The organism is Maricaulis alexandrii (genome assembly GCF_005871165.1).
GTDB classification, from domain to species: Bacteria; Pseudomonadota; Alphaproteobacteria; order Caulobacterales; family Maricaulaceae; genus Maricaulis; species Maricaulis alexandrii.
The window spans coordinates 92,061-105,062 of sequence record NZ_SWKP01000006.1 but is presented as its reverse complement, the minus strand read 5'-3'; the positions used below and the strand labels follow the sequence as shown (position 1 = coordinate 105,062).

Genomic DNA, 13,002 nt, shown 5'->3' with positions numbered 1-13,002 from the left:
GGAGGCATTGAAGCTAAGTCTGCCCGCGGTTGCAATACGGCCCGGCCGTCAGCCTGTGTCTTAAGCCTTTGCCAGCACCATGACGCGGCTTTTGGAGACGTGCTCGGCCTCCAGGTGCGGACCTTCCTCGCTGAATTCCAACGTGATGTCCGGACGGGCCACCACCTGGTCCAGCGTGTCCATATAGGCCTTGTCCTTCAGCGTCAGCGCGTTGAACGACACGGCCAGGCGGCCACCGGAGGGCAGGCCGTCCAAAATGGCGGGCAGGCATTCTGGTGGCGCGGCGCCCACGGACACGGCGCCCACAGCGGTCACAACGTCATAATCGGAAAACATGGACGGATCCGGCACGCCCAGCGGCGTGGTGAAGAGCTTGTTGTAGAGCTTCTTCTCGCGCGCATGCACCAGCATGCCTTCGGAAATGTCGCAGCCGTCCATCCGGGTGAAGCCGGCTTCGCTCAATGCGGCCCCGGACAGGCCGGTCCCGCAGGCCCAGTCCAGAATGCGCGGATTGGCCTGATCGCTCGGCAGGCATTGTTTCAACGCTTCGGCGATGCGGCCGGGCGTCTTGTAGGAATTCGCGTCCAGATCATCATCATAGCTGTCCGCCCAGTCATCATAGGCGTCGCGCTGACCATCCTGATCCGTGACGGTGTAGATCTTGTCGAGGTAGGTCTCGCTCATGATTGCCCTCTTTGTTGCGCTACAGCATAAGGCAAGCACATTCCCCGGACAGGAGTCCAGCCAGCTCGAAAAATATTCGCTATCCCTTTGAAAGTTGATGAATTTGCGAGCACCAATTTTCGAGCATGCAATTTCTTGCGACCGTTTCGTGAAATTGAAGTTCATATTTCATCAAAGGGCAATCAATGCTTTTATTGTTCTGGCTTCAATTTCTGTATCTCAGAATTGGCCTGGCTTTACACTGAGGCGCGTAAGCTCAGGCATGCGCACATGTGGCGTGTCCGGACTGCGCTTGAGCTGTCCGGTTTCCAGAGCTGGAAATTGAGGCCGGCGGTGGGCTTCAGCCGGCCCATCTGGCCAGGTCTTCCAGGGCCCGGGCGCTCATCAGCTTTTTCTTGGCGACGCTCTTGGCCTTGCCGCGGATGCGGTTGCCCTCTTCATCGCGGGATGGGGCCTGCATCATCGGGAAGAGGCCGAAATTGACATTCATCGGCTGGAAACTGCCCTTGCCGGCATCCAGATGACCGCCAGTGACATGGGCGATCAGGGCGCCCAAAGCCGTGGTCGGCGGCGGGGCAGAGATCGGCTGTCCCAGGCGCTCAGCGGCGGCATAGCGGCCGGCCAGAAGCCCCATGGATGCGCTTTCCACGTAACCCTCAACGCCGATCAGCTGGCCGGCAAAGCGCAGGCGTGGCTGGGATTTCAGGCGCAACTGGTCGTCCAGCAGGCGCGGCGAGTTGAGGAAGGTGTTGCGGTGAATGCCGCCCAGGCGGGCAAACTGCGCGTCCTCCAGGCCCGGGATCATGCGGAAAATATCGGTCTGCGCGCCGTATTTCATCTTGGTCTGGAAGCCGACCATGTTGAACAGCGTGCCCAGCGCATTGTCCTGGCGCAGCTGGACAATCGCCCAGGGCTTCACGGTCGGATTGTGCGGATTGGTCAGGCCCACCGGCTTCATCGGGCCGTGACGCAGGGTTTCGCGGCCCCGTTCCGCCATCACTTCAATCGGCAGGCAGCCGTCGAAATAGGGCGTGTTCTCTTCCCATTCCTTGAATTCGGTCTTGGGCGCAGCCAGCAGAGCGTCGATGAACGCTTCATACTGGTCCTTGTCCATCGGACAGTTGAGATAGGCCTTCTGTTCGGCCTCCGTCTCGCCCTTGTCATAGCGCGACTGGAACCAGGCCTTGTCCAGATTGATGCTCTCGCGATGGATCACCGGGGCGATGGCGTCGAAGAAGGCCAACTCGCCTTCGCCGGTCGCGTCCAGGATCGCCTTGGACAGGCTTTCCGAGGTCAGCGGACCGGTGGCGATGATGACACTGTCCCAGTCTTCCGGCGGCAGGGCCGGGATCTCGCCGCGCTCGATCGTGACCAGCGGATGCTCGCTCAGGCGCTTCGTGACGGCATCGGAAAACGCGTCCCGGTCCACGGCCAGCGCACCGCCGGCCGGCAGGCGGTGATTATCGCCTTCCTGCATGATGATCGAGTTCAGGCGCCGCATTTCCTCGTGCAGCAGGCCCACTGCATTGGTCTGGTGGTCGTCCGAACGGAAGGAGTTGGAGCAGACCAGCTCGGCCAGCCCGTCCGTCTTGTGGGCATCGGTGCCCACGACGCCGCGCATCTCGTGGAGGATAACGGGCACGCCTCGGGAAACGAGCTGCCAGGTGGCCTCGGAGCCGGCCATGCCGCCGCCGATGACGTGTACGGGTTTCATCGCTTGATCAGTCATGCGCGGCATATCGAGCCGCAGCCGATTGAAGTCAAGCGAGCGGGGTCAGTGCGCCCAGGAGGTTCAGGGCTGTTCCGGTTCGGAGGCGGGCTGAATCCCGGCCTCAATGGCCTCGTCCAGCCGGTTCTGCACGGCTTCGATCTCCTCCGGTGACCGGGTGTCGGCCACTTCCGGGGCGATGATCGTGTCAGGATCGTTGACCGCTTCGGCCTGCGTCCCGACCTCGGCGCCATCTTCGCTCTTGTTGGACGCGCTCAGCACATCCGCAATCCGGTCGGCCGCCCGTTCCATCGCCGTGTCATTGGTGCGGACGCCGGTCTCGCAGACCACACCGAGCGCAGCCCAGTCCTCATCGTTCAGGGCCGGTGTGCCGGACCAGTCCAGACCGGCTGCGGCCGCCCGGGACTCTTCAGCGCGGCGTGTCGTGTCCGGGTGAGTGCGCAGCGTGGAGCGCAGCCAGGCTTCCGCCCGTTCCTGCCGGGTTTCAGAACGTTCAGTCCCGTCCTCGGCTTCCGCCGCCTCGATGTCTGCCTCCATGTCCTCGAATACGGACTGCATCCGGTCGAAGAAGTCGGCGAGAGCCTCCGGGTTCATGTCGGCCGCGTCCAGATAGGCCAGCGCGTATTCGTCCGCTTCAGCTTCGGCGGCACGGGAATGGCGCAGGCTTTCCAGCGTGGCTCCCGTCCGGGCGATCTCCTGTCCGGCCCCGGTCCCGCCACCGATCAGGAATTCCAGCAGCACTCCGAAGCCCATTTCCCGCAATTGCGCGGCCATGACATGGCGCTGCGCGACATGGGCGGCCTCGTGGGCCAGGACACCGGCCAGCTCATCGGGGCTTTCCATTTCGTCGATCAGCTCATCCGTGATCACGATCCAGCCGCCGGGCAGGGCAAAGGCATTGGGGAAGGGCGCATCGACAATGCGCAATTTCAGCTCGAATGGGCTCTGCGATACGGTTTCCAGTCGGTCCCCCAGACCGTCCAAGACCGCCTGTGTGGCCTCCGGCGTTTCGCATTCATCCGTGAACCAGGCCACGAACTGGTTGGACCGCTCGCCCAGCCGGGATTCCACATCCAGCGGAACGGTCTGGGCCAGCGGCGTGGCCAGGAGCGGCAGGCCATAGACCATGAAAGCCGCCAGGCTGGCCGCGGTGGCGGTCAGCGCGCCGCCCAGCATCCAGGTGCCGCGGCGCACCTTGCGATCATCGAGCAGTTTGGGAAGCAGGGGGCGCAGGCGTGCGGCATTCTCCGGTGTCAGGCTGAGCCGGGCATCGGATTCGGCCTCGCTCAGCACCACGGACCCGTCCGGCCGGTCAGGCAGGCGGCGCAGGCGCTTGATCCGCCAGAAAAGGCGCAGACTGTCGCCGGTCAGCGACAGGCGCTCCCCTTCGACCGCGACAACAACCTGATGGATGCGGGCACTGTCGCCATCGGCAAACTCGCCGGTGATCGGGCGGGGATCAGATGACATTGCCAATATCGAAGGCATCGGCGAGACCCTCGCCGGACTTCGGTCCCTTGTCGGCATTCTGGCGGATGCTGGCGATGTCGATCTCGCCCTCCGCCTCCAGACGCTTGAAGATATACCGCCACAGCCGCATCTGCGCGATGGGCAGGCCAAGGCCGAGGGTGAAGGCGATGATCAGGAAGTTCACCGCATACACCCAACCCAGGCTGAACGTGTTGGCCTTGATGGAGAAGGTCACGCCTTCAAAGCTGACGATCTGGGCCTTGCGGCGCAGCAGGGCGGCCGCGTAGGGCAGGCTGAAAATGCCTACGACGATCATGTAGACCAGCAGGGCGGCATAGGTCTTGATGATCAGGACGATGTCGAAATTGGGTTGCCCGCCTGCTTCGATCGTATCCCAGGTCAGGGCCATATAGGCCGCGATGAAAGCGAAATAGCCCAACAGACCGGCAATCCAGGCCAGGGCGAAGGCACCATAGGTCGGTCCGGCCAGGCCTTCATCGCTCTGCGGCACATTGAAACGGCGATCCCCGTAATAGGTGTCGGCCCACAGCATGCGGGTCAGGCGCATTTCGGCTGCCGGCGCAAACCAGCCCAGCGTGATCGAGGTGAGGATGGAATAGCCGATCGTGGCCCAGGCAAAGCGGTTGGCCGAACCGGACTGGCCCAGCCGGATGCCGCGCCAGGTGGTCCGCGACAGGCGATAGCGCCGCGCGACCCAGACCGCCATTCCCAGCAGCCAGTAGAAAAAGAGGATGACCGGGATATAGGCCAGCCCGAAATAGAGCATGAACTTGTCCGGCGGCAGCAAAAGCTGGCCGGCGAACATCACGGCGTAGATCGGCAGGAAGATGACCAGCATCACGATGACGAAGGAGCGGAACAGCTCCCAGCCCGACCCGGTATATTCCAGCGGCGTCCCGTTCACCGTGGTCGTTGACCAGAGATAACGGCGCACGCGCGTTCGCCCCCAGAAGCGCCACAGGGTCAGGGTGATGATGTTCAACAGGGCGTTGAGCAGGGTGATCGGAAAGATCCCGCCCCAGGTCGCGGTCTGGTTGAAGACGAGACCCTCGCGGGGCTCTGCCGGTCCTTGATCCGGTTCGGCGGGCGGGTTGGCAGGCGGTGGTGTGGCCGCATCTCCTGCGCCGGTATCCGGGACGGAGGCCGCGCGGTCACCCTCGGCCGGCGCCCCGCCAGCCGTCGGCTTTTGATCATCATCCATGGAACGCCCCCACACACACTCAACCCGTTCACGTTAGTGCGGCACGCCGCGCGGTCAACGCGAAACAGGGGTTAAGTCCGGAATGCGTTCTTTGGCCGGTCCGCGAACAGAGACATGAGCCGGTTCAGGACCGGTTTGCGTTCGACCGCGACCGCGCGTCACGCTTGATCCCGCGACAGGGCCGGGTATGTCTGACGCACATCCAGCGGAGAGCCTGATGACCCCGACCGCCGTTCCCATCCTGCGCAGCGTCCTGGCCGCCTATGCCTTCTTCATCGCGCACTGGCGCCCGATCCTGATTGCGGGCCTGCCCTATACCGTCGCTTACGCCCTCTATCTGGCGCTGACCCAGATGCTGGCGACCGGGGCGATCAGTCCGAGTGTGGCACCGCTGGTTCCGATCCTGTCGATCGGCACCATGATTGGCAGCGTTGCGCTGTCCGCCGCCGCACTGCGCATGGCCGTTCGCGGCGACTTCTCCGGTTGGATGGGGCTGCAACTGGGCCGTGACGAGTTCCGGGTCTTCGTGGTCTCAATCCTCATCGCCCTGCTGACGGCCATCATCTTCGTGCTGGTCTTCCTTTTCTGGGGAACTGTGTTCGGCACGGTCGCCGGCATGGCACTGGAGCGCGCCGGGCTGGATCCGGAAGAGACCGGTTTCGATCTCCTCGAGGCGATCGGCTATATGGGCACCGCCGACTGGATCGCGGTGATCGCCCTCGGCCTGGGTGGCGCGGCGATCGTGACCTGGCTGTCCGCGCGCCTGGTCCTGTCCCTGCCCGCCACGATCGCGCAGGGCGCCATCCGGGTCATGAAGGTCTGGCCGCTCAGCGACAAGAATGGCTGGCAGATTGCGGCCACGCTGATACTGGCGGGTCTGCCGATCATCATTCTGGAGCTCGGCCTTTATGAAGTGATCAGCGCTGGTCTCGGGCACCGGATCCTGGAAGTGGCGCACCTTCTGGGCGAGGACAATGCGGCGGCGCCGGGCATGGCCCGCATGCGCGAATACTCGCTCTGGATGGGCCTGTTCTCCGCCGTGAACATCCCCGTGTTTTCTGGCCTCTACGCCTATATCTACCAGAACCGGATGCGGGCCCTGGCGCCGCAATAGCCGGGGCGGGACACGCTGGGCGCGCATCCCTCTGGCCTCAAAGCGCGAACGGCGCATGATAGGCTTTCAACCATGAACGGCGTGGAGGGAGCCATCATGACCGCGAAGCCTTTTGATCTCGGCGCAGCCATCCTGCATTTCTTCAATTGCCTCGGGCGCAATCCGCGCGGGGCGATCTGGATCGGCATTTGCCAACTTGTCCTGATTGGCGTTCTCTCGGCGGTCAGCCTTTACATCCTGTGGCCCGCCTTTGTCGGCGTGTTCGAGCTTGTCGCGGCGGATGCCAATGGCACGCTCGACGATGATGAGGTGCTGGGCCGGCTGCTGGGCATTTTCGGCCCCTTCTTCGGCTTCTTCATGCTGTCCATTCCGGTCGGTATCATGGCGTCGCTGAGTATTCAGGCTGCTTGGCTTCGCTATCTCACCAAGGGCGAGGTCAAACCGCTGATCCCCTTCCGCTTCGGTGGGGATGAAGTGCGCCTGCTGGGCGTGAATGTCATGTATGTCGTGATGGCGGTAGTGGGGTATGCCGGGATCATCGTGGTCGCCCTTGTGGCCGGTGTCGGCGGTGCTGTGGCCGGCGAGGCCAGTGGCAATGCCGGGGTGACCGGCGGGGCCGTCTTCCTGGCCGTGATGCTGGTCCTGATCACCCTGGGCGCCGTTCTCGTCCTGGCCGTCAAACTGGCCAGTGCGCCGGCCATGACCATCCGCGAAGGTGAATTCCGCTTCTTCGAAAGCTGGACCGCCACCAAAGGTGTGTTCTGGAAAATGCTCGTCGCCTATCTGGCAGTCTGGGTCATGATGATGGTCGTCTCTTCCGTGGTGGGGGTCGTGACGCAGATGATCCTGCTGGGCCTGTTCATGCCGCTCATCGAGATGCTGGAACCCATGACCGGGACCGAGGATCCGCAAATCGTGTTCGACGCCTTCCTGGCTGCGGTGTCCACACCGGGTGCCATCATCGGCCTGGTGGTCGCCTTCCTGGTCAGCTATGCCGGCCAGATCATGATGGAGGCCATGTGGCACTCGGTCGGCGCCTATAACGCCATCCGCAATGATGACGACGCCAGTGCCGAGACGGATGCGTCCCATCTGGACAAGGACCATCCGCTGGGTGCCAGCCCGAGCGAAGGGTAGGGGGCAAGCCCGGAAGGCGTGCAACTGGTGCGCCTTCTGGCCCTGATTGTGGCCGTGTGCTAGCGCTTGTGCGGGGTAATTGGGGGCTGACATGACCCGTGAAATCAATCCGATGAATGCGGTCGCATTCGCGTTTCTGGTCGCGCGGATTCGGTCGCGTGCCTTTTGGATTCTTCTGGGCTGGACCTTCGTCTGGATGGTATTGGGATTTGCGCTTCAATTGCGCATCATGCCCGTGCCCACGATGGACGGGTCCGGAATGCCGGCCGACATGTCCGGCTATATGCTTCAGCAACTCTTGGCCCTCGGCGTCAGCGCCGTGGTCTGGATACTGCCCTTTGTGGCCTGGATGCGCTTGCTGACCCTGGGACAGGATGGCGGACCGGTTCCGCTGCGCTTCGGCGCATCGGAATTGTGGGGCCTGATCACCGTTGTTGCTCTGACCCTGGCCGTCATGGGGGTGCCTGTTTTTGCGATACTGCTGATCACCGCGCTGGCATCAGTCCACCCGGCCTTTATTGCGCTCACCCTGTTGATGCTGCCGCTCGGGGTTTTCATCATTTATGTCGCCCTGCGTCTGACACCGGCCGTCGCCCTCAGCGCCATGACGCATGAATTCGCCGTCGGCCGGGCCTGGGCGGGGATGAAGGGCCATGTCACGAAAGCCCTGCTCGCCTATCTCATTCTGTTTGTGGCGTCCTTCGTCGTCGGCATTGCGTCAGCCGTGATCTCGGCCATAGCACCCGGCCTGTCCATGCAGGACGAGATGATGACGGCGATGTTGAGCGGGGAGGTGATCGACTGGTCGGCGATCTGGCCGGCCGCAGCCTTTTCGGCCCTGATCTACATGCCGCTGACGCTCATGAGCTACGGGCTGAATGCCTATTTCGCCCTGGCGATCAGTGGCCGGCAGGATGACTGGATCCGGGAAATCGAAGCGGCCGAGGCGTCTGACACTTGAGCCGTAGTGGAGAAGGCGGGGGCTAGCCCGCCTTCTTTTTCAGCTCTTTCGCCCGCTCCAGCATCGGGGCGAGATAGCGGCCGGTCCAGCTTTCCTCGACCTTGGCGACTTGTTCCGGCGTGCCTTCGGCGACGATCCGGCCACCGCCATCACCCCCTTCCGGACCCAGATCGATCAGCCAGTCGGCCGTCTTGATGACGTCCAGATTGTGCTCGATGACGACGACGGAATTGCCTGCCTCAACCAGTTCGTGGAGGACTTCCAGCAGTTTGCGAACATCCTCGAAATGCAGGCCCGTTGTCGGCTCGTCGAGAATGTAGAGCGTCTTGCCAGTGGCGCGTTTGGACAGCTCCTTGGAGAGTTTCACGCGCTGCGCCTCACCGCCGGAGAGCTGGGTCGCCGGCTGGCCGATTTTCACATAGCCCAGGCCGACGCGTTTGAGCGTTTCCATCTTGTCGCGCACGGCGGGCACGGCCTTGAAGAAGTCGGCGCCTTCCTCGACCGTCATGTCCAGCACATCGGCGATGGACTTGCCCTTGAACTGGATCTCCAGCGTCTCGCGGTTGAAGCGTTTGCCATGACAGACATCGCAGGGCACGAACACGTCCGGCAGGAAGTGCATCTCGATTTTCACAACGCCATCGCCCTGGCAGGCCTCGCAGCGTCCACCCTTCACATTGAAGGAGAAGCGGCCCGGCTTGTAGCCGCGCGTCTTGGCTTCGGGCAGTTGGGCGAACCATTCGCGGATCGGGGTGAAGGCCCCGGTATAGGTTGCCGGATTGGAGCGCGGCGTGCGTCCGATCGGCGACTGGTCGATGTCGATCACCTTGTCGAGCTGGTCCAACCCCTCGATCGTGTCGTGCGGAGCCGGGACCTGTTGCGCCTTGGCCAACTTGCGGGCCGCGGCCTTGTAGAAGGTCTCGATGGTCAGGGTCGACTTGCCGCCACCGGACACACCGGTGACGCAGGTCATCACGCCCAGCGGGAAGGCGGCATCAACGCTCTTGAGATTGTTTCCGGTCGCACCGACGACTTTTACCATGCGCTTCTTGTCGACCTTGCGGCGCTCTTCCGGCACTTCGATCCGGCGCGTGCCACAGAGATATTGCCCGGTCAGACTGTCCGGATTGGCCATGATTTCCTTGGGCGTGCCCTCGGCGACGATTTCGCCGCCATGCACGCCGGCGGCCGGGCCCAGATCGACGACATAGTCCGCCGTCAGAATGGCATCCTCGTCATGCTCGACCACGATCACCGTATTGCCCAGATCGCGCAGACCCTGCAGACTTTCCAGCAGGCGGGTATTGTCGCGCTGGTGGAGGCCGATGGACGGTTCGTCGAGCACGTAGAGCACGCCGGTCAGGCCGGAACCGATCTGGCTGGCCAGGCGGATGCGCTGGCTCTCCCCGCCGGACAGCGTGCCGGACGCCCGGTCCAGGGTGAGATAGTCCAGGCCGACATCGACCAGGAATTTCAGCCGCTCGCGGATTTCCTTGAGGATCCGCTCGGCGATCTGCATCTGCTTGGCTGTCAGATGCTCGGGCAGGGCGGTGAACCAGGCCTCGGCATGGCGGATGGAGAGTTCGGAGGCGTGGGAAATGTCCTGCCCGTCGATCTTAACGCTCAGCGCTTCGGGACGAAGGCGGCGGCCGCCACAGGTCTCGCAGGACTGGGAGGACTGGAAGCGCGCGAGGTCCTCGCGTACCCAACTTGAGTCCGTCTCGCGCCAGCGCCGTTCCAAGTTCGGGATCACGCCCTCGAAGGGTTTCTGCGTCTCGAATTTCCGCAGCCCGTCCTCATAGACGAAGGTCACCTTCTCCTTGGTGCCCCAGAGCACGATCTTGCGGAAATCCTCCGGCAGGGTGCGCCAGGGCTGGAACATGTCGCCGCCAAAATGCTCGGCCAGGGCTTGCAGGGTCTGCTGGTAGAGTTTCGAGGTCGCCCGGCTCCACGGCGCAATCGCCCCGTCGGACAATGGTTTGTCGCGATCCGGGATGACCAGGTCTTCGTCGAACTTCAGCGACTGGCCCAGACCGTCACAGGTCGGGCAGGCGCCAACCGGATTGTTGAAGGAGAACAGGCGCGGCTCGACTTCCTCAATGGTGAAACCGGAGACCGGGCAGGCAAACTTCTCGGAGAAGACAATGCGCTCCGGATTACCCTTTTCGTCGGTCTTGCCGGCGAATTCGGCCACTGCGATCCCGTCGGCCAGGCGCAGCGCTGTTTCCAGACTGTCGGCCAGTCGGCTTTCCAGCCCTTCCTTGATGACGACCCGGTCCACCACGACATCGATGTCGTGCTTGAACTTCTTGTCGAGCGTGGGGGCGTCTTCCAGCGTGTAGAATTCGCCATTCACTTTCACCCGCTGGAAGCCGGATTTCAGCCATTCGGCGAATTCCTTGCGGTATTCGCCCTTGCGGCCGCGCACGACCGGGGCCAGCAGGTAAAGCCGCGAACCCTCTTCCAGGGCCATCAGCCGGTCGACCATCTGGCTGACCGTCTGGCTCTCGATCGGCAGGCCCGTGGCCGGCGAATAGGGCACGCCGACGCGCGCCCAGAGCAGACGCATATAGTCATAGATCTCGGTGACCGTGCCGACCGTGGAACGCGGGTTTTTCGAGGTCGTCTTCTGTTCGATGGAGATCGCCGGGGACAGGCCTTCGATACTGTCCATGTCCGGCTTGGCCATCAGTTCCAGGAACTGGCGCGCATAGGCGGAGAGGCTCTCCACATAGCGCCGCTGGCCTTCCGCATAGATCGTGTCAAAGGCGAGGGAAGACTTGCCCGAGCCCGACAGACCGGTGAACACGATCAGACTGTCGCGCGGCAGCTCGACAGACACGTTTTTCAGATTGTGCTCGCGCGCACCCTGTACGCGGATTTTTTCAAGCGCCATGCGGTGGTCGTGTCCCCGAAGAATGGAATTGCGTCCGGAACAATACGAGAACGTCGACGTTTCGTCCAGACAAGCCTCAGGCGCCCACAGATAGGGTGGGCCACAGGCTACGTCCAGCGTACCGCGGCTTATCCTGACAGTATGCTGGCAGGAAGACCGGCCCAGCCGCACATGCGATCAACGCATGGACAGCGGCTGGGCGGCATCAAGTGAGACAGCCCGCCGGCTCGGATATGTCCGGTCGGTCAGTCCGCGATTGTGCATTGGGTGAAGAAAATGTCCGCCCGTGTGCCATTGGTATCGTTGGCGACATAGTTTGCGGATCGGCCTTCAAAGACCAGTTGGCCCGTATCTGCGAAAGCGAAACGCGACAGCACGGTGTTATTGGTCACACGCTCGCCGTCAAAGGCCGTCGAGACGGGCGTCAGCGTGTCGAGGGTCCGGTCATAGAGATAGGTCTGGAAGCCGCGATCACGTGAATTGGCGCGGGCATTTCCGCCCCCCGTTGTCAGCGCTACATAGCGCCCATTGGCGGACAGGCTGGCCGTTCCGACACCATTGTCGACGGCTTCACCGAGGCTGGTCTCGGAAACCCTTTCGACATTGCCGGTGTGGAGGTCCTTCACGAAAGCATGCAAGTCGCCGTCGCCAGCGAGGTCATCGGCGAGGAACAACAGGTAACGTCCATCATTGGAAAACACAGGACTGCGCTTCGTTGTATAAACGTCTTCGATCGCTTCAGTGAGAACTTCAGTTTGGCCGGTATCGAGGTCGTGCAGAATGACCTGCCCGTTCGGCTGACCGTTAACAAAGTAGATGAGGTAAGCGATCTGGTATCCGTTATCGAGATAATAGGGTTCCCGGATCGCATGCGGCGTTGGGTCGTCACGGCCTTCAATCTCTTCCGGTTCAATCAGTTCCAGCGTGCCGTTGATCAGATCAGCCCGGAACAGATTGGGGCGTTGCTCATAGGGCGTCGACAGAAGATTGTCGGCCAGGCTGACGAAGAGCAGTTCGGTGCCGTCGGGCGAGAAGGCCAGCTCCAGATCAGCAGCATGATTGCCGGGCTGACCGCTAGGGGAGGCTGAAACAAGAGTCGTATCCCCGGTAGCGTGATCATACACAAATACGTTCCGCGCGCCGGCGTTCCCATCAGGTAAACCGGAATAAGGCGTGACATAAGCAACCCTGCGGCCGTCTGCCGAAACGATCGGATCGTAACTGTTAAAGGTTCCTGGGGCTCCATTGGAGCCGGTCGTGACCTGGGTCAGCGTGCCGGTGACGAGGTCCTTGAGATAGATTTGCTCTTCAGGATAGCTCTCTTCGCCAGCAAAAAAGCGGGAGTCACTGCGAAACACCACCCATCGGCCATCGGCTGAAATGGAAGCTTGCCGCGAATGCCGGCTGGGCGCCTGCTGGCCCATGGAATTGGTCGAGACAATCTCGAGCCCTGGATAGAGGCATTCCGTTTGCGTCTGGGGATCGCAATAACAGGTTTGAGCGGAGGAAGGGGTGCCCCAAAAAACAAGGCAGATGGCGGCGATCAGTGATGTGCGAAACATGCGCGTTCCTTCTTCATGGCAGATTGTGAATCAAGGGTTGCACATAATTGTGTCGCTATTTTAAGGGATGGCAATGCAGCTTCTGGCTCTGACAATGACGCGGGCGCTTTGAGAGGGGAGCTGCTTTGCCGGCACTGACATCCTTCGTGGATTGCCTGACCGCGCGCACTGGACTCTGCTGGGCCCCTCCGCTCAAACTCCGTGCGACTCGCCGACCTTGATTGGCG

General features: G+C 62.4%; 9 protein-coding genes. 3 read left to right on the top strand and 6 right to left on the bottom strand.

What is annotated here, in order from left to right; translation table 11 throughout:
- Positions 1–60: 60 nt before the first annotated feature.
- From FCS99_RS06805 to FCS99_RS06790, 4 genes are all read right to left on the bottom strand, one after another.
- Positions 61–684 (bottom strand): class I SAM-dependent DNA methyltransferase, encoded by a 624-nt coding sequence (locus tag FCS99_RS06805; RefSeq protein WP_171036274.1) that lies wholly within the window; start codon positions 682–684, stop codon positions 61–63.
- A 340-nt stretch (positions 685–1,024) separates the two neighbouring features.
- On the bottom strand, positions 1,025–2,398 hold the full coding sequence (trmFO, locus tag FCS99_RS06800) for a methylenetetrahydrofolate--tRNA-(uracil(54)-C(5))-methyltransferase (FADH(2)-oxidizing) TrmFO (RefSeq protein WP_233352691.1): 1,374 nt from the start codon (positions 2,396–2,398) through the stop codon (positions 1,025–1,027).
- A gap of 78 nt (positions 2,399–2,476) precedes the next feature.
- Entirely contained in the window at positions 2,477–3,883 is a 1,407-nt protein-coding gene (locus FCS99_RS06795; RefSeq protein ID WP_171036273.1) for a M48 family metallopeptidase, read from the bottom strand.
- Positions 3,873–5,105, bottom strand: a complete 1,233-nt coding sequence (locus tag FCS99_RS06790) for a YjgN family protein (RefSeq protein ID WP_138511333.1) — start codon at positions 5,103–5,105, stop codon at positions 3,873–3,875. Before FCS99_RS06790 ends, FCS99_RS06795 begins: the two co-directional genes overlap by 11 nt.
- 217 nt (positions 5,106–5,322) lie before the next feature.
- Here FCS99_RS06790 and FCS99_RS06785 point away from each other — a divergent pair, with 217 nt between their 5' ends.
- The 3 genes from FCS99_RS06785 (at position 5,323) to FCS99_RS06775 (ending at position 8,317) form a co-directional block, all read left to right on the top strand.
- Positions 5,323–6,219 (top strand): hypothetical protein, encoded by an 897-nt coding sequence (locus FCS99_RS06785; protein ID WP_138511332.1) that lies wholly within the window; start codon positions 5,323–5,325, stop codon positions 6,217–6,219.
- 96 nt (positions 6,220–6,315) lie between these two features.
- Positions 6,316–7,356, top strand: coding sequence for a hypothetical protein (locus FCS99_RS06780; protein ID WP_138511331.1), 1,041 nt, complete (start codon positions 6,316–6,318; stop codon positions 7,354–7,356).
- Between the two features lie 91 nt (positions 7,357–7,447).
- A complete protein-coding gene (locus FCS99_RS06775) occupies positions 7,448–8,317 on the top strand; it encodes a hypothetical protein (protein WP_138511330.1) in 870 nt (289 codons plus the stop codon).
- A 22-nt stretch (positions 8,318–8,339) separates the two neighbouring features.
- On the opposite strand, the gene uvrA is transcribed toward FCS99_RS06775, so the two are convergent.
- Positions 8,340–11,213 carry an excinuclease ABC subunit UvrA gene (gene uvrA, locus FCS99_RS06770; RefSeq protein WP_138511329.1) on the bottom strand — a complete coding sequence of 958 codons (2,874 nt, stop codon included), beginning with the start codon at positions 11,211–11,213 and terminating at the stop codon, positions 8,340–8,342.
- Between the two features lie 245 nt (positions 11,214–11,458).
- A complete protein-coding gene (locus FCS99_RS06765) occupies positions 11,459–12,775 on the bottom strand; it encodes a TolB family protein (RefSeq protein WP_138511328.1) in 1,317 nt (438 codons plus the stop codon).
- Between the last annotated feature and the right edge of the window lie 227 nt (positions 12,776–13,002).

Excerpts from the sequence above, each read along its gene's own strand:
- FCS99_RS06785 (WP_138511332.1), top strand. The coding sequence starts at position 5,323 with ATGACCCCGACCGCCGTTCCCATCCTGCGCAGCGTCCTGGCCGCCTAT.
- FCS99_RS06805 (WP_171036274.1), bottom strand. The coding sequence starts at position 684 with ATGAGCGAGACCTACCTCGACAAGATCTACACCGTCACGGATCAGGAT.
- trmFO (WP_233352691.1), bottom strand. The coding sequence starts at position 2,398 with ATGAAACCCGTACACGTCATCGGCGGCGGCATGGCCGGCTCCGAGGCC.
- FCS99_RS06765 (WP_138511328.1), bottom strand. The coding sequence starts at position 12,775 with ATGTTTCGCACATCACTGATCGCCGCCATCTGCCTTGTTTTTTGGGGC.
- uvrA (WP_138511329.1), bottom strand. The coding sequence starts at position 11,213 with ATGGCGCTTGAAAAAATCCGCGTACAGGGTGCGCGCGAGCACAATCTG.
- FCS99_RS06780 (WP_138511331.1), top strand. The coding sequence starts at position 6,316 with ATGACCGCGAAGCCTTTTGATCTCGGCGCAGCCATCCTGCATTTCTTC.
- FCS99_RS06795 (WP_171036273.1), bottom strand. The coding sequence starts at position 3,883 with ATGTCATCTGATCCCCGCCCGATCACCGGCGAGTTTGCCGATGGCGAC.
- FCS99_RS06775 (WP_138511330.1), top strand. The coding sequence starts at position 7,448 with ATGACCCGTGAAATCAATCCGATGAATGCGGTCGCATTCGCGTTTCTG.
- FCS99_RS06790 (WP_138511333.1), bottom strand. The coding sequence starts at position 5,105 with ATGGATGATGATCAAAAGCCGACGGCTGGCGGGGCGCCGGCCGAGGGT.